The organism is Ensifer sp. MJa1, assembly GCF_037026475.1.
Classification (GTDB): domain Bacteria; phylum Pseudomonadota; class Alphaproteobacteria; order Rhizobiales; family Rhizobiaceae; genus Ensifer.
In genome coordinates this window covers 303,907-324,619 of sequence record NZ_JAKUMO010000005.1, presented here as the reverse complement: position 1 = coordinate 324,619, position 20,713 = coordinate 303,907, and the positions used below count along the sequence as shown (strand labels likewise).

Annotated in this window: 16 protein-coding genes; 7 read left to right on the top strand and 9 right to left on the bottom strand. The window is 62.0% G+C overall.

The window, feature by feature from the left end; all coding sequences use genetic code 11:
* The first annotated feature begins 80 nt into the window (after nucleotides 1-80).
* Both MKZ91_RS10010 and MKZ91_RS10005 read left to right on the top strand, forming a co-directional pair.
* Nucleotides 81-1,226, top strand: coding sequence for an ABC transporter permease (locus MKZ91_RS10010; RefSeq protein ID WP_336170544.1), 1,146 nt, complete (start codon nucleotides 81-83; stop codon nucleotides 1,224-1,226).
* Nucleotide 1,227: 1 nt separating this feature from the next.
* Nucleotides 1,228-2,340: an ABC transporter permease gene (locus tag MKZ91_RS10005; protein WP_336170542.1), complete on the top strand. Its 1,113-nt coding sequence runs from the start codon at nucleotides 1,228-1,230 to the stop codon at nucleotides 2,338-2,340.
* Between the two features lie 3 nt (nucleotides 2,341-2,343).
* Here the strand turns inward: MKZ91_RS10005 and MKZ91_RS10000 are convergent, their stop codons facing one another.
* Both MKZ91_RS10000 and MKZ91_RS09995 read right to left on the bottom strand, forming a co-directional pair.
* Entirely contained in the window at nucleotides 2,344-2,946 is a 603-nt protein-coding gene (locus MKZ91_RS10000) for an alpha/beta hydrolase (protein ID WP_336170539.1), read from the bottom strand.
* 80 nt (nucleotides 2,947-3,026) lie between these two features.
* Complete coding sequence (locus MKZ91_RS09995) at nucleotides 3,027-3,959, bottom strand: VOC family protein (RefSeq protein WP_336170537.1); 933 nt, start codon at nucleotides 3,957-3,959, stop codon at nucleotides 3,027-3,029.
* A 222-nt stretch (nucleotides 3,960-4,181) separates the two neighbouring features.
* Here MKZ91_RS09995 and MKZ91_RS09990 point away from each other — a divergent pair, with 222 nt between their 5' ends.
* Nucleotides 4,182-6,008 (top strand): sensor histidine kinase, encoded by a 1,827-nt coding sequence (locus MKZ91_RS09990; protein WP_336170535.1) that lies wholly within the window; start codon nucleotides 4,182-4,184, stop codon nucleotides 6,006-6,008.
* Nucleotides 6,005-7,366 carry a sigma-54-dependent transcriptional regulator gene (locus MKZ91_RS09985; protein WP_336170534.1) on the top strand — a complete coding sequence of 454 codons (1,362 nt, stop codon included), beginning with the start codon at nucleotides 6,005-6,007 and terminating at the stop codon, nucleotides 7,364-7,366. Before MKZ91_RS09990 ends, MKZ91_RS09985 begins: the two co-directional genes overlap by 4 nt.
* A gap of 86 nt (nucleotides 7,367-7,452) precedes the next feature.
* Here MKZ91_RS09985 and MKZ91_RS09980 read toward each other — a convergent pair whose 3' ends face one another.
* The 4 genes from MKZ91_RS09980 to MKZ91_RS09965 are packed head-to-tail and all read right to left on the bottom strand — an operon-like array spanning nucleotide 7,453 to nucleotide 12,755.
* On the bottom strand, nucleotides 7,453-9,054 hold the full coding sequence (locus tag MKZ91_RS09980) for an ABC transporter ATP-binding protein (protein ID WP_336170532.1): 1,602 nt from the start codon (nucleotides 9,052-9,054) through the stop codon (nucleotides 7,453-7,455).
* A gap of 1 nt (nucleotide 9,055) precedes the next feature.
* Nucleotides 9,056-10,186: an ABC transporter permease gene (locus tag MKZ91_RS09975; protein WP_336170530.1), complete on the bottom strand. Its 1,131-nt coding sequence runs from the start codon at nucleotides 10,184-10,186 to the stop codon at nucleotides 9,056-9,058.
* Complete coding sequence (gene oppB, locus MKZ91_RS09970; RefSeq protein WP_336170527.1) at nucleotides 10,179-11,102, bottom strand: oligopeptide ABC transporter permease OppB; 924 nt, start codon at nucleotides 11,100-11,102, stop codon at nucleotides 10,179-10,181. The genes MKZ91_RS09975 and oppB overlap by 8 nt, the downstream gene beginning before the upstream one ends.
* A gap of 54 nt (nucleotides 11,103-11,156) precedes the next feature.
* Nucleotides 11,157-12,755: a peptide ABC transporter substrate-binding protein gene (locus tag MKZ91_RS09965; protein WP_336170525.1), complete on the bottom strand. Its 1,599-nt coding sequence runs from the start codon at nucleotides 12,753-12,755 to the stop codon at nucleotides 11,157-11,159.
* Between the two features lie 765 nt (nucleotides 12,756-13,520).
* On the opposite strand from MKZ91_RS09965, the gene fba reads away from it, so the two are divergent.
* Entirely contained in the window at nucleotides 13,521-14,564 is a 1,044-nt protein-coding gene (gene fba / locus MKZ91_RS09960; RefSeq protein WP_336170523.1) for a class II fructose-bisphosphate aldolase, read from the top strand.
* A 147-nt stretch (nucleotides 14,565-14,711) separates the two neighbouring features.
* Here fba and MKZ91_RS09955 read toward each other — a convergent pair whose 3' ends face one another.
* On the bottom strand, nucleotides 14,712-15,524 hold the full coding sequence (locus MKZ91_RS09955) for a MerR family transcriptional regulator (RefSeq protein ID WP_336170522.1): 813 nt from the start codon (nucleotides 15,522-15,524) through the stop codon (nucleotides 14,712-14,714).
* Nucleotides 15,525-15,750: 226 nt separating this feature from the next.
* Between MKZ91_RS09955 and MKZ91_RS09950 the strand changes: the two genes are divergently transcribed.
* Both MKZ91_RS09950 and MKZ91_RS09945 read left to right on the top strand, forming a co-directional pair.
* Nucleotides 15,751-17,019, top strand: coding sequence for a 4-aminobutyrate--2-oxoglutarate transaminase (locus MKZ91_RS09950; protein ID WP_336170520.1), 1,269 nt, complete (start codon nucleotides 15,751-15,753; stop codon nucleotides 17,017-17,019).
* 210 nt (nucleotides 17,020-17,229) lie between these two features.
* The gene (locus tag MKZ91_RS09945) at nucleotides 17,230-18,705 is read left to right on the top strand and encodes an NAD-dependent succinate-semialdehyde dehydrogenase (protein ID WP_336170518.1); all 1,476 of its coding nucleotides are present in this window, start codon (nucleotides 17,230-17,232) and stop codon (nucleotides 18,703-18,705) included.
* Between the two features lie 19 nt (nucleotides 18,706-18,724).
* On the opposite strand, the gene fabI is transcribed toward MKZ91_RS09945, so the two are convergent.
* Together fabI and MKZ91_RS09935 are read right to left on the bottom strand one after the other, a co-directional pair.
* Nucleotides 18,725-19,510, bottom strand: coding sequence for an enoyl-ACP reductase FabI (gene fabI / locus MKZ91_RS09940; RefSeq protein WP_336170516.1), 786 nt, complete (start codon nucleotides 19,508-19,510; stop codon nucleotides 18,725-18,727).
* A 17-nt stretch (nucleotides 19,511-19,527) separates the two neighbouring features.
* Nucleotides 19,528-20,712 (bottom strand): acetate/propionate family kinase, encoded by a 1,185-nt coding sequence (locus MKZ91_RS09935; protein ID WP_336170514.1) that lies wholly within the window; start codon nucleotides 20,710-20,712, stop codon nucleotides 19,528-19,530.
* Nucleotide 20,713 lies beyond the last annotated feature (1 nt).

Genomic DNA, 20,713 nt, shown 5'->3' with positions numbered 1-20,713 from the left:
AGCATGACAACCATATCCGCATCACCTGCGCCCGGGCAGCTTCTCATCCACGCGGGCGCGTTGAAAAGAGGTAAGGCCGCATGACCGCTCAACCCTCCACCAATACAAGCAGCGGCCGTGCCCGGCGTTTTGCAGCCCTCGTCCGCAAGGAAAGCTATCAGATCGTCCGCGATCCAAGCAGCATCCTGATCGCGTTCGTGCTGCCGATGATCCTTTTGTTCCTCTTCGGCTACGGCGTCTCGCTCGACACCACGCAGACCCGCATCGGCCTCGTGGTCGAAGAAGATACGCCGCTGACGCGTGACCTCGCCGCCGGTTTTCAGGCGTCGCGCTATTTCAAGGTGGTTGTGGGCCGCGATCGGCGTGATTTCGAGGACGACCTGGTGCTCGGTCGTCTGCGCGGCATCGTCGTCATTCCCGCGACCTTCGTCGCCGACCACGCAGCCGGCAGGCACCCGGCACTTCAGGTTCTTGTCGACGGCTCGGACCCGAACACCGCGAATTTCGTGCAGAACTATGCCCAGGCGACCGTTGCCAATTGGGAGCGCCAGCAACTGAGCGATGGCTCCGGTCGCCCGCCGGCAATCTCCGCTGAGCAGCGTTTCTGGTTCAATCCGGAACTGACCAGCCGAAACTTCCTGGTTCCGGGCTCGATCGCCATCGTCATGACGCTTGTCGGGACGCTTTTGACATCGCTCGTCGTTGCCCGCGAATGGGAGCGCGGCACCATGGAGGCGATGATGGCGACACCGGTCTCGGCGGCAGAGCTGCTTGCCGGTAAGCTGCTGCCCTATTTCATTCTCGGCCTCACCTCGATGACGCTCTGCGTGCTGCTCGCCGTCTTCCTTTTCGGCGTGCCCTTCCGAGGCTCGGTCGCCGCACTTTATGCCCTGTCGGCAACGTTCCTGATGCCGGCCCTTGGCCAGGGGCTACTGATCTCGGCGGCGACCAAGAACCAGTTCCTGGCCTCGCAGCTCGCGCTGATCTCCGCCTTCCTGCCGGCTTTCCTGCTCTCCGGCTTCCTCTTCGAGATCAATTCGATGCCGACGGTCATTCAGTGGATCACCTTCATCGTGCCGGCCCGCTACCTGATCCCGAGCCTGCAAACCGTGTTTCTCGCCGGTGACATCTGGCCGATGTTCACCCGCGCCATCGCCGTGATGCTTGCGATTGGCTGCGTGTTCTTCGCGCTGGCCGCCCGCAGCACCCGCAAGAGGATTGGCTGACATGTGGTGGACAAGACTGAAGGCGCTGATCGTCAAGGAATTGCTCGCGGTGCTGCGCGATCCCAAGGGACGCACCATCCTGATCGTTCCGCCGATCCTCCAGCTCCTGGTGTTTTCCTACGCGGCAACACTTGAGGTGACGAATGTGGACGTCATGGTTCTGAACCGTGACGACGGTCATTGGAGCCAGGAGCTCGTGGAACTGATCGACGGATCGCCGACATACCGCAGCATCCGTTTCACCGACAGCCCTGACGAGGTGCGCGTTGCGATCGACACCCAGCGCGTCATCGCAGCGATCGAGATCAGCCCCACTTTCTCGCGCGACATCGAGGCGGGAGCGCCGGCGGAGGTTCAAGTGATCCTCGACGGCCGCCGCTCCAACGCCTCGCAGATCGTCTCCGGTTACATCAGTCGCATCGTCGGAACCCTGGCCGCCGAGACGCCCGCCGGCAAGCGAATGGCGTCCGAGACGATCGCCGTCGTTGCACGCAACTGGTTCAATCCGAACCTGACCTACCAGTGGTTCATGGTCCCGAACCTGGTCGCCAGCATCGCGCTGTTGATCGGCCTGATCGTGACGGCCTTGTCGATCGCCCGCGAGCGTGAGCTCGGTACCTTCGACCAGTTGATGGTCTCGCCGCTTCGAACCCACGAGATCCTGATCGGCAAACTCATCCCGCCGATGATGATCGGCCTCTTCCACATCACCATCTATATTCTGGCAGCCGTCTTCATCTTTGCCGTGCCCCTGCGCGGCTCGCTCCTGCTGCTCTACGGCAGCTCGATCTTCTATCTTGCTTCGGTTGTCGGCCTCGGCCTGTTCATCTCGGCCCTGTCGATGACCCAGCAGCAGGCGATCCTCGGCGCCTTCCTGTTCATGGTGCCGGCGATGTTGCTCTCCGGGTTCGCGACGCCGATTGAAAACATGCCCTCGTGGCTGCAGCCGATCACCTACGTCAATCCGCTGCGCTACTTCCTGGTGATCGTGAAGGGTGTGTTCCTCAAGGACATACCGGCAGCCGAGGTGGTGCGCCAGACGATCCCGTTGTGCGTGATCGCCGTCGTCACCCTCTCGGCCGCCTCATGGCTCTTCCGCCGCAGGCTGGAATAGGTCTCAGCCTTTGACGAATGGCGCGATCGCAGCGATCTCGTTCTGGCGGATGTCATGCCCGCCCGGATGCCATACGGTTTCGGTCGAAGTACCCTGCCCCTGAAAATAGTCGGCGAGCGCCTGTGTCAACGGCGCCGGGCAGATCGGATCGCGCTCGCCGGCGGTGATCAGGACCCGACGTCCCTTGAGCCCGGCATTGTCCTTCGGCCGGAACGGGATAAGCGGATGCATGAGCACCGCCTTGTCAAAGACGCCCTCTTCGATCAGCACATTGGCAAGGATATTCGCGCCATTGGAATAGCCAAGCCCGATCACCTCAGACGCGCCATGTTCTGCGGCGAGCGCCTTGACGAAGGTCGCCATTTTTTCGGTCGCCCGCGCAAGGTCGACCATGTCGTAGACGCCCTCGCCCGTGCGCTTGAAGAAGCGCGCGGCGCCATACTCGGACACATCGCCACGCGGTGACACGATCGTCGCATCGGGCATCAGCTCGGAGGCGAAAGTGAAGAACTGGTTTTCGTCGCCACCGGTTCCGTGAAAGACGAAGAAGATGGGCTGGCCGGGCTGACCGGCCTTCAGTTTGTGGACGTAGCCAAAATCGGCCATCGTTGTCTCCTGTTTTGCATCAGCCAATATCCGGAAGGCTCGCCGCCGGGGCGAGCCCTCTCTGCTGGTCTCAGTCTGAATTAGCCTTCGAGCTTCTGCAGGTGGCTTTCGAGTATCGGACGCAGGTGCTTGTGCTGCTGCGGCAGCTTCAGCGCCTCGCCGAGATGAGCAAGGTCCTCGTCGCGGTCGAAGCCGGGCTCGTTGGTAGCGATCTCGAACAGCACGCCACCCGGCGTGCGGAAGTAGATCGCCCAGAAGTAGTCACGGTCGATGACCGGGGTTACCTGGTAGCCGGTGTCCATCAGCGCCTTGCGCACTTCGAGCTGCTTCTCACGGTTCTCGACGGCGAAGGCAAGGTGGTGGACCGAGCCGGCGCCCTGGGCCGCGCGGTTGACGTTCGGCATCGTCTCGAGGTCGATCACGCGGGCATCGTTGCCGCCGGGCACGATCAGGCGGGTGACGCCATCCTTGCGATCGAGCTCTTCATACCCCATGAACTTCAACAGTTCGGCCGTCGCGCCTTCATCGCGAAGGCGAAGTGCGGCAGAGTGGAAGCCACGGATGGCGTGCTCAACCGAGACGCCACCTTCGGTCCAGGGGGTACGCTGGTCGTCCTTGACTTCAACGAGTGCAAAGCCATCGCCGTCGGGGCCCGCAAAGTTCAGACGCTTTTCACCAAAAGTCTCTTCGCCCTTGAGGCCGGAGACGCCAAGCGTGGTCAGACGATCGCGCCAGAAGTCCAGCGAACCTTCAGGGACCGAAAACACCGTCGTTCCGACTTCACCCGTGCCGGCGCGACCGCGCGGCATGTTCGGGAAAGGGAAGTAAGTCATGACCGTACCCGGCGTGCCGGCTTCATCGCCGTAGTAGAGATGGTAGACATCCGGCGAGTCGAAGTTGACCGTCTTCTTGACGCGGCGCAGACCGAGCGACTTGGTGAAGAACTGGTTGTTGACGCGCGCATCGTCGGCCATCGAGGTGACGTGATGCAGACCCTTGATCTGATTGAGCATTGCCTTGAACCTTTCTCTCCGGCGCCACCGGGCGCTCCGTTGCGTCATAGATGCGCTCATCCGGCCGCCGACGAAAGACGGCTGCGGCCAAACGCATTGTCAACATGCCGTTGACGACGACCGAAATTCGTCAACATCTCACGGCATGCTTGTGGCCGGCAGCACCGACGCTTAAGATTGCCGGACGTTGTCACATGGACGCGAGGAGGGGCGCGCAAGTCTGTGAAATATCGCTTGGTGCTTGGTTTCCTCCTGTTGCCGCTCGTTGCAGGCGTATTGGCTTGGCAAGGCCACACGGTGGCGACCGACAGTTACATGCGGGAGGCCACGGCACAGGCAACCACCGCTCTCAGACTTGCCGTCACTGCACTCGACGGCCATCTCAATCGCTATCAGGCGCTGCCCGCCCTGATCGCCGACCACGAAGATGTCCAGGAACTCGTCACCCGTCCGCGCGATCGGCGCCTGAGGGAGACGGTCAATGCCTATCTCAAGGACATCAACGCCCTCCTCCACTCCTCGGACATCTATGTGATCACGCCCGACGGCGATACGATCGCGGCCAGCAACTATGATGGACCGACGAGTTTCGTCGGCCAAAACTTCAGCTACAGACCCTATTTCCAGGAGGCACTGCGCGGCAAGGAATCGCGGTTCTACGCCCTTGGCACAACATCGCTGAAACGTGGTTACTTCTTCGGATCACCGATCCGCGTCGGCGACGAAATTCGCGGCGTCATGGTGTTCAAGGTCGATGTCGAAAGCATCGAGGCGTCCTGGGAGGGCGGCGAGTACAAGATCTTCGTTTCCGACCCCGAAGGCATCATCTTCATGTCCGGCAATCGGGATTGGCTCTACTCGTCCATCCTGCCACTGACGGCGGAGCGGTTGGCGCGAACGGAGGCGTCGAGGCGCTACGCCGATGCAACCTTGCGCGCTCTTCCAGTGTCGGAACGCGTTTCGTCTGACCATCATTTCCTGACGGTCTCTTCCGGCAATTCGAGCCGCGAATATCTCATGCTTTCGCAGTCGATGCCGGACGCAGACTGGACCGTGAACGTGCTCATCGACACCGCCTCCGTCCGCACGCAGGCGCTGACGTCAGTCATTGCCGCCTTGCTCTTGATCTGTCTTGCCGGCCTTGGCGTCGCCATCATCCTGCAAAGGCGCGCGCGTCTCAACGAGCGCCTGTCGATGCAGGCCGAAGCCCAGGCGGAACTTGAGCGCCGTGTCGACGAACGCACCGCCGACCTTGCGCGCGTCAACGCCCAGATCGAAGAGGAAGTCGCCGAGCGGCGGCTGACGGAACAGCAATTGCGCCGCACGCAGGCCGACCTCATTCAAGCAGGAAAACTGGCGGGCCTCGGGCAGATGTCGGCCGCGCTTTCGCACGAGTTCAACCAGCCGCTTGCCGCCGCCAAGACCTATGCCGACAGCGCGACGCTACTGATCGAGCGCGGCCGTTCGGAGGAAGCAAGCGACAATATCCGGCGGATCTCCGGGCTCGTCGACCGCATGGCTGCCATCAGCAGGCACTTGCGCAACTTCGCCCGCAAGCCGAACGAGAAGCTTGGAGCGGTGGCCGTAGACGAAGTCGTGCGCGATACGATGGAGATCGTCGCCGTTCGGCTGAAGGCGGCCTCGGCGACCATTGACATCGACCTCGGCGAAACGCCGCTCATCGTGCGCGCCGGTTCGGTGCGCCTGCAACAGGTGCTGGTCAACGTCATCTCAAATGCCGCCGACGCTGTTGAAGGGCTTGATGACCGCACCATCCGGCTTCGCGCCTGGCGCGACGGCGACAAGGTCATCCTGAGCGTGCGCGATCAGGGTGCCGGCATTGCGCCGGCGATTGCCGAGCGTATCTTCGATCCGTTCTTTTCCACCAAGGGCGTCGGCAAGGGACTAGGCCTCGGCCTCTCGATTTCCTATAACATCGTCAAGGACTTCGGCGGCAGCCTTACCGCCGTCAACCGACCGGAGGGCGGGGCGGAATTCCGCATCGAGCTCGCCGCTGACACCGACAATGCCCAGGAGGCTGCCGAATGATCGAGAGCCGGATCCTGCTCGTCGACGACGAAGAGGATGTGCGCCACTCGAGCGCGCAGGCGCTGGAACTCGCCGGCTTCCGCGTCGACGCCTTTGCCGCAGCTGAACACGCGCTTGAGTTCATCAGTTTCAGTTTTCCCGGCGTTGTCATCAGCGACATTCGCATGCCCGGCATGGACGGCATGACACTCTTGCAGCGCATCCGCGAGATCGATGCCGAATTACCTGTCATCCTCGTCACCGGTCACGGCGACGTGCAGCTTGCGGTCCGGGCGATGCGCGAAGGCGCCTATGATTTCGTCGAAAAGCCCTTTGCCGCACAGATGCTGGCCGGCACCATCCGGCGGGCGCTCGACTGGCGCGCGCTGGTCCTCGAAAACCGCCGCCTGAAGGCGGTCGCGGGCAAGCGCGACGATATCGAGCAGCGACTGCCCGGACGTAGCCAGGTGATGGTCGACCTGCGCTATCGCATCCGGGCGATCGGTGCGGCCGATGCCGACACGTTGATCATTGGCGACACCGGAGTGGGCAAGGAGGTGCTGGCCCGCACGCTGCACGATCTCAGCGCCCGCGCCAACAGTCCGTTCATCGCCATCAACTGCGCAGCGCTGCCGCAGAACCTGATCGAAAGTGAACTCTTCGGCCACGAGCCGGGCGCCTTTCCCGGCGCGATCAGGCCGCGCTACGGCAAGTTCGAACATGGCCGCGGTGGCACCATCCTGCTCGACGAAATCGGCTCGATGCCTTTCGATCTGCAGGCGAAATTCCTGCGCGTCCTGCAGGAACGCGTCATCACCCGGCTCGGATCGAACGAACAGGTGCCGCTCGACGTGCGCTTCATCGCCACCAGCAAGGTCGATCTCGAAAAGGAGGTCGCTGCAGGGCGCTTCCGCGCCGACCTGCTTTACCGGCTCAATGTCGCAACGCTTCGGGTTCCCTCGCTCGCCCAGCGTCGCGCCGACATCCCGCTGCTCTTCCTGCAACTCGTCAGGGAATCCGCCGCGCGCTACGGTCGCGACGAAGTCGAGGTTTCGCAGGCGATGCTCGCCGAAATGGCGGAGCGCGACTGGCCGGGAAATGTGCGCGAGTTGCGCAACGCTGCCGAACGTCTCGTCCTCGGCCTCGACTCAACTCCAGACGATACGGCCAGATCAGAAAACGGGGGCCGTCTCGCCGACAAGGTCGCCGCCTACGAGAAGGCGCTCATCGCCAGCGCCATCGCCGCGCATGGCGGCGCACTGAAACCGGTTTATGAATCGCTCGGCATCTCGCGCAAGACGCTCTATGAGAAGATGCAGAAATTCGGTCTCGACAAGAAGCTCGTTGCCGCGGATTTTTCGGCCGAAGGCGAGCTCTGAGGGAGCCGAATGCCAGGACCACGATTGCACAAATGAAAACGGGGACGCGATTGCTCGCGTCCCCGCCAATGCTGTCGCCGGGCAACTTAGACGTTGAAGGCTGCGCCGATCAGCGTCTTGGTATAGGGCTGCTTCGGCGCTTCGAAGATGGCATCGGTTTCGCCCTCTTCGACGATCTTGCCATTCTTCATCACGATCACGTAGTCCGACATCGCTTTCACGACGGAAAGGTCGTGGCTGATGAAGATGTAGGAGAGGCCATGCGAGCGCTGCAGATCACGCAGAAGCTCGATCACCTGCCCCTGCACCGATCGGTCGAGTGCCGAGGTCGGCTCGTCGAGGATCACGACCTTGGGCTTCAAGATCATCGCGCGGGCAATGGCGATACGCTGGCGCTGGCCGCCCGAAAACTCGTGCGGGTAGCGGTTGCGCGAGGCCGGGTCGAGCCCCACTTCCTTCAGCGCTTCGGAAGCACGGCGATCGCGGTCGGCACGGCTGAGCTCGGGCTCATGCACGTGCAGGCCTTCGGTGATGATCTCACCGACGGTCCGGCGCGGTGAAAGCGAGCCGTAGGGATCCTGGAAGACGAGTTGCAGCGTCTTGCGCAGCGGCCGCATCTGGCCACGGTCGAAGCCGGAAATATCCGTGGTACCGAAACGGTAGTGGCCGCTGCTCGGCAGGAGCCTCAGCAGCGCGCGGCCAAGGGTCGACTTGCCGGAACCCGACTCGCCGACGACACCGATCGTCTGGCCCTCCTTCAGGCGCAGGTTGACACTGTCCACGGCGCGGAAGACCGACTTGCCACCCCGGAAGAGACCGCCGCCGATCTGATAGTCGACGCAGACGTCACGGCCCTCGAGGATGATTGGCGCGTTGTCGGCCGGAGATGCCTTGCGGCCGCTCGGTTCGGCGGCAAGCAGCATCTTCGTATAGTCGGCCTGCGGCCGTTCGAAGATATCCGCCGTCGTGCCCTTTTCCACGACTTCGCCGCGGCGCATCACCGCGACGCGATCGGCGAAGTGCTTGACGATGCCGAGGTCGTGGGTGATCAGCACGATCGCCATGCCGAAACGCTTCTGCAGCGATTTCAGGAGATCGAGGATCTGTGCCTGGATCGTCACGTCGAGCGCGGTCGTCGGCTCGTCGGCGATCAGGAGGTCCGGCTCGTTGGCGAGCGCCATCGCGATCATCACGCGCTGACGCTGGCCGCCCGAAAGCTCATGCGGATAGCTGTCGATGCGGCGCTTCGGTTCCGGAATGCCGACCAGTTCGAGCAGTTCAAGCACGCGCGCCCGCGCCTGTTTGAACGTGCCGCCCCGATGATGGACGATCGGCTCGGCGATCTGGCGACCGATCGGGTAGAGCGGGTCAAGCGAGGTCATCGGCTCCTGGAAGATCATCGTGACCTTGGCGCCGCGCACCTGGTTCAGCGCCTTCGGCGGCAAACCAACGAGTTCCTGCCCACGGTAGCTGGCCGAGCCGGTGACTTCACCATTCTTGGCGAGCAGGCCCATGATGCCCATCATCGTCTGGCTCTTGCCGGAGCCGGATTCACCGACAACTGCAAGCGTTTCGCCGGTACGAACATCGAGATCGATGCCCTTGACCGCTTCGACGGTGCCGTCTGGCGTCGAGAAGTTCACCTTGAGGCCGCGCACGGCCAGGATGGTTTCCTTGGTATCTGCCATGTCAGCGATCCTTCGGGTCGAGCGCGTCGCGCAGGCCGTCGCCAACGAAATTCAGCGAGAACAGCGTCAGAACAAAGAAGATGGCCGGGAAGATCAAAAGCCACGGCGCCGACTGGATGTTGTTTGCGCCTTCCGAGATCAGCGCGCCCCAACTCGTCAGCGGCGCCTGAACGCCAAGGCCGAGGAAGGAGAGGAAGCTCTCGAGCAGGATCACCTTCGGCACGACGACGGTTACGAAAACGATGACCGGACCGATCGTGTTGGGGATGATATGCCGGCGGATGATCTGCCAGTCGGTCAAACCAAGAGCCTGCGCGGCGCCGACGAATTCGCGGCGTTTCAACGCCAGTGTCTGGCCGCGCACGATACGGGCCATGTCGAGCCATTCCACCGCGCCGATCACCAGGAAGATCAGGATGAAGGAGCGGCCGAAGAACACGACGAGCACGACGACGAGGAAGACGAAGGGCAGAGAGTAGAGGATTTCGACCAGGCGCATCATGACGTTGTCGACGCGACCGCCGATGTAACCCGATGTTGCGCCATAGACGACGCCGATACCAAGTGACACGAGGCTGGCGAGCAGACCGACGGCGATCGAGATCTGGCCGCCGAGCATGACGCGCACCAGGAGGTCGCGACCGTTGGAATCGGTACCGAAGGGGAAATATTCGCGGTCGACCTGACCGGTCACCTTCAGCGTCCGGCCGTCGCCCGCAGTTTCCACCACCTGGGTGTCGCGGAATTCGTTGGCGCGGTCGAAGTAGCGCGTTGCACGCGCATCGATCGGCTGGTCCGACGTGATTGTCGCGGTGAAGGTTTCACCTTCGACCTTGAATTCCTTCAGCGTGACGCGGGCGCGGGTCGCAACCCCTTCCATCACATCCTGAAGCGTCGAGGTATCCGGGCGCGGTTCAAGGCTCGGGGAAATCGACACGTAGGATGGAAAGACCTGGTCGTAGGTGTGCGGAACGAACAGCGGCCCGAGGAACGAGAACAGCGCGATCAGTGCCAGCATGAAGCAGCCGGCCATGGCGGCGCGGTTGCGCCGGAAGCGCATGGCTGCGAGCTGGAAGAGGCTTCGCCCCTTGGTTTCCGGCGTGACCGCCGGGGTCTGGACGATATCAGTCATGGCGAACCCTCGGATCGAGCAGGCCGTAGAGAATGTCGACCAGGAGATTGAAGACGATGACGAAGATGGCAACGAGAATGACCGTGCCCATCACCAGCGTGTAGTCGCGGTTGATAGCCCCGAGGACGAAGTAGCGGCCGACGCCCGGGATGGTGAAGATCGTCTCGACGACAGCCGAACCGGTCAGCAAGGCTGCAGCGCAGGGCGCCAGATAAGAAACGACCGGCAGCATGGCGCCGCGCATCGCATGTGTTACCACCACCGTTCGCGAGGGCAAGCCGTAGGCCTTTGCGGTTCGGATATGGTCGGTATGGAGCGCTTCGATCATCGAGCCGCGGGTCAGGCGCGCAAAGACGGCGAGCTGTGGCAAGGCCAAAGCGATCATCGGCAAGATCAGGAAGCGAAGCGATCCGTCACCCCAGCCGCCCGCCGGCAGCCATGCAAGCACGATCGCAAAAACCAGCGTCAGCACCGGTCCCACGACGAAGTTGGGCACCGTAACGCCAATTGTCGAAAACGACATGATCGCGAAATCGAGAACACTGTTCTGCCTGAGTGCAGCGATCGTACCGGCAGTGACGCCACCGATCAGCGCGACAAGCAGCGCATAGAAGCCGAGTTCCATCGAATAGGGCAGACCCTTGCCGATCAGTTCGGCGACGTTGTTGTCCTTATAGACATAGCTCGGCCCGAAGTCGCCGGTCACCGCATTGCTGAGATAATGGGTGTATTGGCGCCAAAGGGGCTGGTCGAGCTGATACGTCTTCATCAGGTTCGCCATCGTCTGTGGCGGAAGAGGACGCTCGAGGTTGAAGGGACCGCCTGGGGCGAACCGCATCAAGAAAAACGAAATGGTGACGACGATGAACAACGTCGGCACCGCACTCGCCAATCGGCGAAGGATGAAGGAAATCATGGACGTACTCCGGAGGCGACGCGCGGCCGTTAAACCGCGCGTCGTTCCTTTTCGTTATTCGGCGATGCTCAGGAACTTGCTGAGGTGCTCGTTCGGAGCATTGTCCTCCCAGCCCTTGACGCGGCTGGCGACCAGCCAAAGGTCGGCCTGGGTCAGCAGCGGAGCGATCGGCTGCTCCTTCATCAGAAGCGCTTCGGCTTCATGCATCAGCTTGGAGCGGGCTGCCGGATCCTGCTCGTCGTAGGACTTCTTCATCAGGCCGTCGAATTCGGCGTTTTCGAAGTGGCCGTAGTTGAAGGTCTTGTTGGAGCCGACGCTGAGCGCCAGGAAGTTCTCGGCGTCCGCGTAGTCGGCCTGCCAGCCGGCGCGGGCAACGTTGAACTTGCCGCCTTCCTGCAGGTAGGCGTAGTGCGAGGACACATCGAGGTTCACCAGCGACACCTTGGCGCCGAAGGTGTTCTTCCACATGTCGGCGACGGCGGTTGCAACACGCTCGTGGTTCGGGTTGGTGTTGTAGCGCAGCTCAATATCGAGCGGCTTGCCACCTTCACCGTAGCCGGCTTCCTTCATCAGGGCGATGGCCTTGTCTTCGCGGTCGAGCTGCGAGAGCGTGCCGAACTCGGCCTTGGACGGCTCACCATAGCTGTCGATGCCCGGGGGAACCATCGAGTAGGCGGGGAGCTGCGAACCGGCGTAGATTTCCTTGGCGAGGAAGTCGCGGTCGACAGCCATGGAGAGCGCCTGACGGACGCGAACGTCGTTATAGGGCTCCTGACGGGTGTCGAAGGCGTAGTAGTAGGTCGCAAGCGACGGCGACACGTGGACCTGGTCGCTGTAGGACGTGCGCAGGCGCTCGATCTGGTCAGCCGAGAAGTTATAGACGAGGTCCATTTCCTTGGCTTCGAAACGGCGAACCGAGGCGGCCTGGTCGTCGATCGGGTAGAAGATGACCTTGTCGAGCTTGACGTTGGCCGCATCCCAGTAGTTGGCGTTCTTGACGACGGTCAGGCTGTCGTTCGGAACGTGAGCGGACAGGGTGAACGCGCCGTTGGAGACCATGACGCCCGGCTTGACGAAGTCGGCGCCGTTCTTTTCGACGCTTGCCTTGCTGACCGGAAGTGCGGTCTGGTGCGCCAGCAGTTCGAGGAAGAACGGGGTCGGACGCTCGAGCGTGATTTCGACCGTCTTTTCATCGATCGCCTTGATGCCAAGCTGGTCCGTCGGCAGTTCGCCCTTGTTGACCTTCTCGGCATTCTTGATCGGGAAGAGAATGTTGGCATAGCCGGCGGCGGTCTTCGGATCTTCGACGCGACGGAAGGAGAAGACGAAGTCTTCAGCCGTTACCGGCGAACCGTCCGACCACTTCGCATCGGCACGCAGCTTGAAGGTGTAGACCGTACCGTCGTCAGAAAGCTCCCAAGTTTCGGCGACACCCGGGACGATCTTCGCCGAGGCGTCATAGATCGTCAGGCCTTCGTAGAGGTCCTTGAGGATGAACGCTTCGATGTTGATCGAAGTGTGGTGCTGGTCGAGCGTCTGCGGCTCACCTGCGTTGCCGCGATGCAGGACAGCTTCGGCGAGTGCCGGGCTTGCTCCGATGAGCAGCGAGCCGATCAGCGCGGCAGCACGCAGGTTGAGTTTGAATGAAGCCATTTTGTTTCTCTCCTTCCCCTTGTTTTGGGTTTGTGATCGCAGGAGAGAAGTGCAAATCGCCCCCAAAGGCAAGGCGGATTCTGCGGCCGTTTGCATCTTTATCTATAGAGCGGCATTCGACCTATCCCATAGGTTGTATTTCGTTTGCGATTCTTTTCGTCGCCTTTGCGACGGACATATGACGGAAGCTCGGCATTTTCGCGAATTCTCCTGCAACGTTTTAGGTCGATAATTTTTATCGACAAAGTGCCAAGGGAATCGGCGTCGATTCGCACCCGATGCAAAGTTTGTGAATTTTAGCCGCAGTTTACGTAATGTGCGGAAAGAAAGACGCCGTTCGCCGCAATCTTCTTGCGAGGCGTTCACGTCCTGTCGACAGACTGTTTCTCAACGGCGCCCAGCCCCATAGTGTATAGCAGCCGCGTTGCTCTTATAGATTGTATTTGTGATTGCTGCTCCCCTCGCTTGGGAGGCACCACCAGAAAGTGAAACCAGTTCACGGGAAGGGTGTTGCATCCAGTCCACAGTAAAATCGATTGAAGCGACTTTCGACCTCTGGCAACCTGTCTTTTGCCCGGTTGTCAAACCACTTCGATGAACTATTGTGCGCCGGACTTCGGTGGGCGCGACCAATTCGCGCGTGCCGTCACGCCGCACGGAAGACCGGCCATCGCCTGCCTGCGATGATGCCATGTGGCGTCTCAAGCCGGATTGTTTTTGTGGCGCACCGAGAAGGCTGCGCCAAGCACCAAGGGAGAATAGCGAATGGCATTGATCACATTGCGGCAACTGCTCGACCATGCGGCGGAGAACGACTACGCGCTGCCGGCGTTCAATGTGAACAATCTTGAATATATTCAGGCCGTTATGCGCGCCGCCGATGCCACCGACAGTCCGGTGATCCTTCAGGCGAGCCGTGGCGCCCGCTCCTATGCGGGTGACGCGTTCCTGCGTCACCTGATCCTGGGTGCTGCGGAAGAGTATCCGCATATTCCCGTCTGTCTGCACCTCGACCACGGCGACCAGCCGTCGACCTGCATCTCGGCCATCACCAACGGCTTCACCTCCGTCATGATGGACGGCTCGCTCGAGAAGGACGGCAAGACCGTTGCGAGCTATGACTACAATGTCGCCGTCACCGCCGAAGTCGTGAAGATTGCGCACGCGGCCGGCGTCTCGGTCGAAGGCGAACTCGGCTGCCTCGGCAACCTCGAAACCGGCGCTGGCGACAAGGAAGACGGCCACGGCTTCGAAGGCAAGCTGTCGCGCGAGGAACTGCTGACCGATCCGGACCAGGCGCTCGACTTCGTCACCAAGACCGGCGTCGATGCGCTTGCCGTTGCGATCGGCACCAGCCACGGCGCCTACAAGTTCACCCGCGAGCCGGATGGCGACATCCTGTCGATCGAAACGATCGCCAAGATCAACAAGAAGCTGCCGAACACGCACCTCGTCATGCACGGTTCCTCGTCGGTACCGAAGGATCTGCAGGACCTCTTCAACACCTATGGCGGCAAGATGAAGCCGACCTGGGGCGTTCCGGTCTCCGAAATCCAGAAGGGCATCCCGCTCGGTGTGCGCAAGGTCAACATCGACACCGACCTGCGCCTTGCCATGACCGGCACGATCCGCAAGAACTTTGCCGAAAATCCGGAAAACTTCGACCCGCGCAACTACCTGAAGCCGGCAACGGCGCTGATGACCGAAGTCTGCAAGGAGCGGTTCGAAGCCTTCCGCACCGCCGGCAAGGCATCGAAGATCCGCGCCCTTCGTCTGTCGGAAATGGCAAAGCGCTACGCCGCCGCCTGATCATAAGGGTTCCGTCCTGTCTCCTCGACAAGGGGAGGCGGTGGCTAAGCCCGAACGCCATTCGGCGCGCGACCCCGAGCGGGCCGCGCGCCGATTTCGTTTAAAGTGCTACGATCGTTGGCAGGCGAGCGGCCGCGGCGTCCTAGACTAGAATGTCGGCGGCGTGTTGACCCAGAGCAGCACGGTCTCGCCGTCGTGACGGTTGGTCCAGGCGTGGCGGCGTTTGCTCTCGAAATAAAGGGAATCGCCGACGCCGAGGTCATAGAATTGATCGCTGTCGAGGATGAACTCGACCCGCCCGGACAGCACGTAGACGAACTCCTCGCCGTCGTGCCGGTAGGCGCCTTCGCTCGAAGCACCCGGCTCCAGCACGAAACGATGGCAATCCATCTGGTTGCGGCCATCGGCAAGCAGTTGCACGGTGACACCCGGCGTCGTGCGCGGCCATGTCCGCCACTCGCCTGCCCGCACCACGGCGCGGGCATCGGCCTCTTCCTCGCCTGAAAGGCTGGAGACCGTCGTCCCGAAATGCTCCGCGATGTTGTGCAGGACGGCAACCGAGACACCCTGTGACGTCCGTTCCAGGGTCGAGAGAACAGATGCGGCGATGCCGATATCGCCGGCGACCTGCTCAAGCGTCTTGCCGGCGGCATGCCTCAGGCTGCGGAGCTTGCGTCCGACCTGATTGTCGGCACCATCTCCCACGCTGGGAGCCGCCTGATCGTCCGCGGGTCCTTCCGCCTCCAGCGACTCGCGGATCGCAGCCGGGTTCAGGCCACGTTCGGCGCGAAACCAGGCAATGCGTTTCAGTCGGGCAAGGTCGCTCTCAGTATATTGCCGGTGCCCCGTCGGCGACCGCTCCGGCACGACCAGCCCTTGCGTTTCCCATAGCCTCAACGTCGAAGCGGAGACCCCCGCCAGCCTTGCCGCCTCGGCAACCTTGTAGCGCACGGCGCCCATTCCAATTTCCTTTGCCGCCCATCGATGCGGCACGAATCCGTGCTGCATCAGCGTGTTTGCAACCTTAGCCACCGCCATTGTGATCTGACAAGAACGCCGCATCAGCGGACGTGTTGTCTCGATCACCAAATTTGATTTGCAATCGACTGTGAAAGGTGTACCACTTCCAGAACAAACTTGCAGAAAAAATGCAATATATTAACTCCAGAAGTAACAGGAACGCGCCATGACCACCCTCACCGACCGCAAGAACGCCGCCATCTCCCGTGGCGTCGGCATGACCACCCAGATCTACGCCGATCGCGCGGAAAACTCGGAAATCTGGGACAAGGAGGGCAATCGCTATATCGACTTTGCCTCCGGTATCGCGGTCGTCAACACCGGTCATCGCCATCCCAAGGTCATCGAAGCCGTCAAGGCCCAGATCGACCGCTTCACCCACACCTGCCATCAGGTGGTCCCTTACGAATCCTACGTGCACCTCGCCGAGCGGCTCAACGCTCTGACGCCGGGCGATTTCGCCAAGAAGACAATCTTCGTGACGACCGGTGCCGAGGCTGTCGAAAATGCCGTCAAGATCGCCCGCGCTTCCACCGGTCGCCAGGCGGTCATCGCCTTTACCGGCGGTTTCCACGGCCGCACCTTCATGGGCATGGCGCTGACCGGCAAGGTGGTCCCTTATAAGGTCGGCTTCGGAGCAATGCCCGGCGACGTCTTCCACGCCCCCTTCCCGATCGACCTGCACGGCATTACGACCGAACAGTCGCTCGCTGCACTGAAGAAGCTTTTTGCCGCCGATGTCGATCCGGGCCGCGTTGCTGCCATTATCCTCGAACCGGTCCAGGGCGAAGGCGGCTTCTATCCGGCTCCGGCCGCGTTCATGAAGGCGCTGCGCGAAATCTGCGACCAGCACGGCATCCTCCTGATCGCCGACGAGGTCCAGACCGGCTTTGCCCGTACTGGCAAGATGTTTGCCATGGATCACCACGAAGTCGCGCCCGACATCACCACCATGGCCAAGAGCCTCGCCGGCGGCTTCCCGCTTGCCGCCGTCACCGGCCGTGCAGAGGTCATGGATGCCCCTGCCCCGGGCGGCCTTGGCGGCACCTATGGTGGCAACCCGCTCGGCATTGCCGCTGCGCACGCCGTGCTTGATGTCATCGCCGAAGAGAAGCTTTGCGAACGCGCCGAACAACTCGGTGGCCGCCTGAAGCAGCGCCTGGCCGCGATTCGCGAACAGGCGCCCGAGATCGTCGACATTCGCGGGCCGGGTTTCATGAACGCGGTCGAGTTCAACGACGTGAAGACCAACCTGCCGAGCGCCGACTTCGCCAACAAGGTGCGGCTGATCGCGCTGGAAAAGGGCCTGATCCTCTTGACCTGCGGCGTACACGGCAACGTCATCCGCTTTCTGGCACCAATCACCATCCAGGACGAAGTGTTCGCCGAAGCGCTCGACATTCTCGAGGCCTCGATCCTCGCGGCGCGCGGCTGACGCCTGCCTGGGTGACATTCGCTTCAGTTCGCTGTTTCATTGAAGCAGCGAACTGGGCTATGTCTTTGAAATCGTGCGGTTCCGGTTTTCCGGATTTGTGCGAACGCCCGTTTTGAATGAATCGGGTGGCGGCTCTGGCCGGCACCCGCAAGAACAAGGAAAGCGGCCCCTCCCGGGAATGCGGACGGGCGCCGCCGGAGGATGCCCGCCATGACTTTGACCCCGGCCCTGACCAAACATTTGCGCGCTGCCGAGCTGTTCGCCGCCCTCCACGAAATCCCCAAGACAGCAAGGGCGTGGGCGGGTGCGACCTTCGAGGTCTTCAATCCTTCAACCGGCGAGTTGCTGGCAACCCTGCCGGACATGGGCATCGAAGAAGCCCGCGCGGCAATCGAAGCCGCAGCGAAGGCGCAAGTTCTCTGGGCGACAAAGCCCGCCAAGGACCGCAGCGCCGTACTGCGCCGTTGGCACGACCTGATCGTCGCGCATGCCGACGATCTTGCCGCCATTCTGACGGCGGAGATGGGCAAGCCAATTGTAGAATCAAAGGGCGAAGTGCTGCATGCAGCCGCCTACGTCGAGTGGTATGCGGAAGAGGCCAAGCGCATCTACGGCGAGACCTTCCCGGCGCCGGCCAACGACCGTCGGATGCTCGTCATTAAGCAGCCGGTCGGCGTCGTTGGCACGATCACGCCGTGGAACTTCCCGGCCTCGATGGTCGCCCGCAAGATCTCGCCGGCGCTTGCCGCCGGCTGCGCGATCGTGCTGAAGCCCGCCGAACAGACCCCGCTTGTTGCCGGAGCCATGTTCGTATTGGCAGAAAAGGCCGGCTTCCCGGAAGGCGTGCTGAACCTGCTCTTTGCGTCCGAAGGTGCCGCGATCGGCCGTGAACTCTGCAGCAATCCGAAGGTGCGCAAGATCAGTTTCACCGGTTCGACCGAGGTCGGGCGTCTGCTGATGCGGCAATGCTCCGACCAGATCAAGAAAGTGAGCCTCGAGCTTGGCGGTAACGCACCGTTTATCGTTTTTGACGACGCCGATGTCGACGAGGCGGTGGATGGTGCCATTCAGGCGAAGTTCCGCAATGCCGGGCAGACCTGCGTCTCGGCCAACCGCATCTATGTGCAATCGGCAGTCCACGACGCCTTTGCCGAAAAATTCGTCAGGCGCGTCGCCGAACTCACGGTCGGCGACGGCTTTTCGCCAGGCATCACCATCGGCCCGATGATCGACAAGCACGCGATTGAAAAGATCGAGGCCCATGTCGCCGACGCCGTTTCCAAGGGCGCGAAGGTGCGCGCAGGTGGCCACAGGATCGGCACTTCGGGTACTTTCTTCGAACCGACTGTGCTGACGGGCATTTCGACCAACATGCGGGTCGCCCAGGAGGAAACCTTCGGGCCGATCGCGCCGATCATCCGTTTCGAGACCGCAGAGCAGGTGATCGCCGAAGCCAATGACACGATCTATGGTCTCGCCGCCTATTTCTACGCTGAAAACCTGAAGCGCGTCTGGCACGTGGCCGAGGCACTCGAATACGGCATGGTCGGCATCAATACCGGCCGCATGTCCTCGGAAGCCGCCCCCTTCGGCGGCATCAAGCAATCGGGCATCGGCCGCGAAGGCTCCCGCCACGGGCTCGAGGACTACCTCGAGATGAAGTACCTCTGTATGGGCAACATCTGACGATCGCCCTCGGCGGTCGTCAATCGATGATGTGGTAGCCGCCGTCGACATAGAGCACCTGCCCGGTGATCAGCCGGGCAGCGTCATGCGCGAGGAAAGCAGTGGCGGCGCCGACGTCGTCGATATCGATCAGTTCACGGCTCGGTGACTTGACCTTGGTCTTTTCGAGCAGAGCATCGAATTCGGGGATGCCGGAGGCGGCGCGTGTCGCAAGTGCACCCGGCGAAATGGCGTGGACGCGGATGCCCTTGGGGCCGAGTTCGGCTGCGAGATAACGCACCGCACTTTCGAGCGCCGCCTTGGCGACGCCCATGATGTTGTAGTTTTCCACCACCACCTGCGAGCCGTGATAGGTCATGGTAAAGAGCGTGCCGCCATTTTTCATCAGCGGCTCGGCCAGATGTGCCATGCGGATAAAGGACCAGCAGGATATGTCCATGGTCTTGAGGAAACCCTCGCGCGGCACGTCGACCACGCGCCCGCCGAGCGTATCCTTCGGTGAGAAGGCAATCGAGTGAACAACGAAATCGAGTTCGCCCCAGGTCCGTTCAATCTCTTCGAACACCGCCTCCATCTGGCCCGGAACATCAACGTCGAGCGGCAGGAAGATGGGTGCCTCGAGCTCGCGCGCCAAAGGCTCCACGTAGGGCTTCGCCTTCTCGTTCAAGTAGGTGACGGCAACTTCTGCGCCGAACGCACGGAACGCACGGGCGCAGCCCCAGGCAATCGATCGATCGTTGGCGATGCCGACAACAAGACCCTTGCGGCCGTCGAGAAGCTTTGCCTTTGCGGCGGGTATGGACATGGACTGCCTCCGGTGGGTCAGGCTTGGCGGGTTCTAAGAAGTGCAAGCGTATGGCGGGCGATCATCAATTCCTCGTCCGTCGGCACGACATAAAGCGCGACGCGACTTGCCGGCGTCGAGATCAGCGTGGCGGCCGCATCGTTTGCGGCAGTGTCGAGTTCTGCTCCCAGCCAGGCGAGGCCCGCAGCGATGCGGGCGCGGATCGGAGCGGAATTCTCTCCGACGCCAGCGGTGAAGACGAAGGCATCGACGCCACCGAGCGCGGCGGCAAGCATCCCCGCATTGAGGCCACAACGATAGATGAAGTGATCGATGGCGAGCTTCGCATGCGGGTCGTCGCTTGCGAGCAAGTCGCGCATGTCGTTCGAGATGCCTGACAGACCTTTCAGCCCCGCCTCATGATAGAGCAGATCCGAGACGGCCTGCGCATTCATGCCGCGCTGCAAAATGAGATAAAGCACGACACCGGGATCAAGCTGGCCGGGTCGCGTCCCCATCGGCAGGCCGTCAAGTGCGGTGAAGCCCATGGTGGTCTCGATGCTGTGGCCATCCTTCAAGGCACACATCGAGGCACCGCTGCCGAGATGAGCGACGATGACCCTGCCTTGGGCGACCTTCGGCGCCACTTCGCGCAGACGTTCCGCGATGTACTCGTAGGAAAGGCCATGGAAGCCGTAGCGCCGCACGCCGTCGTCATAATAGCTGCGCGGCATGGCATAGCAGTTCACCTCTTCCGGGTGACCGTGGTGGAAGGCGGTGTCGAAGCAGGCGACCTGCGGCACATCCGGGTTGATGGCCATGGCCTGGCGGATCGGCGCGAGGTTGTTGGGCTGGTGCAGCGGTGCGAGATCCTGGTAGCTCGCCAACCGCTCAAGCACCTGAGCATTGATCAGCACCGGCGCGGCATAGTCGGGACCGCCATGGACCACGCGGTGCCCGACGGCGCGGAGAGTGAAGCCTTCGAGCGTTAACAGCCAGTCTCGGGCCGCAGCGATGGCTGCTGGCAGATCGCGGACATCGTCGGTCTCGTAGTTCCGGTCCACGAGCACGGCGCCATCCGTGCCCTTCGCTTGCAGTCGAGGCCGTGTACCGATGCCACCGATCTGGCCCTTGATCTGACGGCCGAGCCCGCCATCGGTGATCCCGAACAGTTGGAACTTCAGGCTCGACGAGCCGGCATTGACGACGAGCAATGCATCCATG

What these genes read in the sequence shown, in the direction of transcription:
- MKZ91_RS10000 (WP_336170539.1), bottom strand. Translation starts at nt 2,946, where the DNA reads ATGGCCGATTTTGGCTACGTCCACAAACTGAAGGCCGGTCAGCCCGGC.
- MKZ91_RS09950 (WP_336170520.1), top strand. Translation starts at nt 15,751, where the DNA reads ATGACCACCCTCACCGACCGCAAGAACGCCGCCATCTCCCGTGGCGTC.
- MKZ91_RS09975 (WP_336170530.1), bottom strand. Translation starts at nt 10,186, where the DNA reads ATGACTGATATCGTCCAGACCCCGGCGGTCACGCCGGAAACCAAGGGG.
- MKZ91_RS10010 (WP_336170544.1), top strand. Translation starts at nt 81, where the DNA reads ATGACCGCTCAACCCTCCACCAATACAAGCAGCGGCCGTGCCCGGCGT.
- MKZ91_RS09985 (WP_336170534.1), top strand. Translation starts at nt 6,005, where the DNA reads ATGATCGAGAGCCGGATCCTGCTCGTCGACGACGAAGAGGATGTGCGC.
- MKZ91_RS09965 (WP_336170525.1), bottom strand. Translation starts at nt 12,755, where the DNA reads ATGGCTTCATTCAAACTCAACCTGCGTGCTGCCGCGCTGATCGGCTCG.
- oppB (WP_336170527.1), bottom strand. Translation starts at nt 11,102, where the DNA reads ATGATTTCCTTCATCCTTCGCCGATTGGCGAGTGCGGTGCCGACGTTG.
- MKZ91_RS09980 (WP_336170532.1), bottom strand. Translation starts at nt 9,054, where the DNA reads ATGGCAGATACCAAGGAAACCATCCTGGCCGTGCGCGGCCTCAAGGTG.
- fabI (WP_336170516.1), bottom strand. Translation starts at nt 19,510, where the DNA reads ATGTCCATACCCGCCGCAAAGGCAAAGCTTCTCGACGGCCGCAAGGGT.
- fba (WP_336170523.1), top strand. Translation starts at nt 13,521, where the DNA reads ATGGCATTGATCACATTGCGGCAACTGCTCGACCATGCGGCGGAGAAC.
- MKZ91_RS09935 (WP_336170514.1), bottom strand. Translation starts at nt 20,712, where the DNA reads ATGGATGCATTGCTCGTCGTCAATGCCGGCTCGTCGAGCCTGAAGTTC.
- MKZ91_RS09995 (WP_336170537.1), bottom strand. Translation starts at nt 3,959, where the DNA reads ATGCTCAATCAGATCAAGGGTCTGCATCACGTCACCTCGATGGCCGAC.
- MKZ91_RS10005 (WP_336170542.1), top strand. Translation starts at nt 1,228, where the DNA reads ATGTGGTGGACAAGACTGAAGGCGCTGATCGTCAAGGAATTGCTCGCG.
- MKZ91_RS09955 (WP_336170522.1), bottom strand. Translation starts at nt 15,524, where the DNA reads ATGGGCGCCGTGCGCTACAAGGTTGCCGAGGCGGCAAGGCTGGCGGGG.
- MKZ91_RS09945 (WP_336170518.1), top strand. Translation starts at nt 17,230, where the DNA reads ATGACTTTGACCCCGGCCCTGACCAAACATTTGCGCGCTGCCGAGCTG.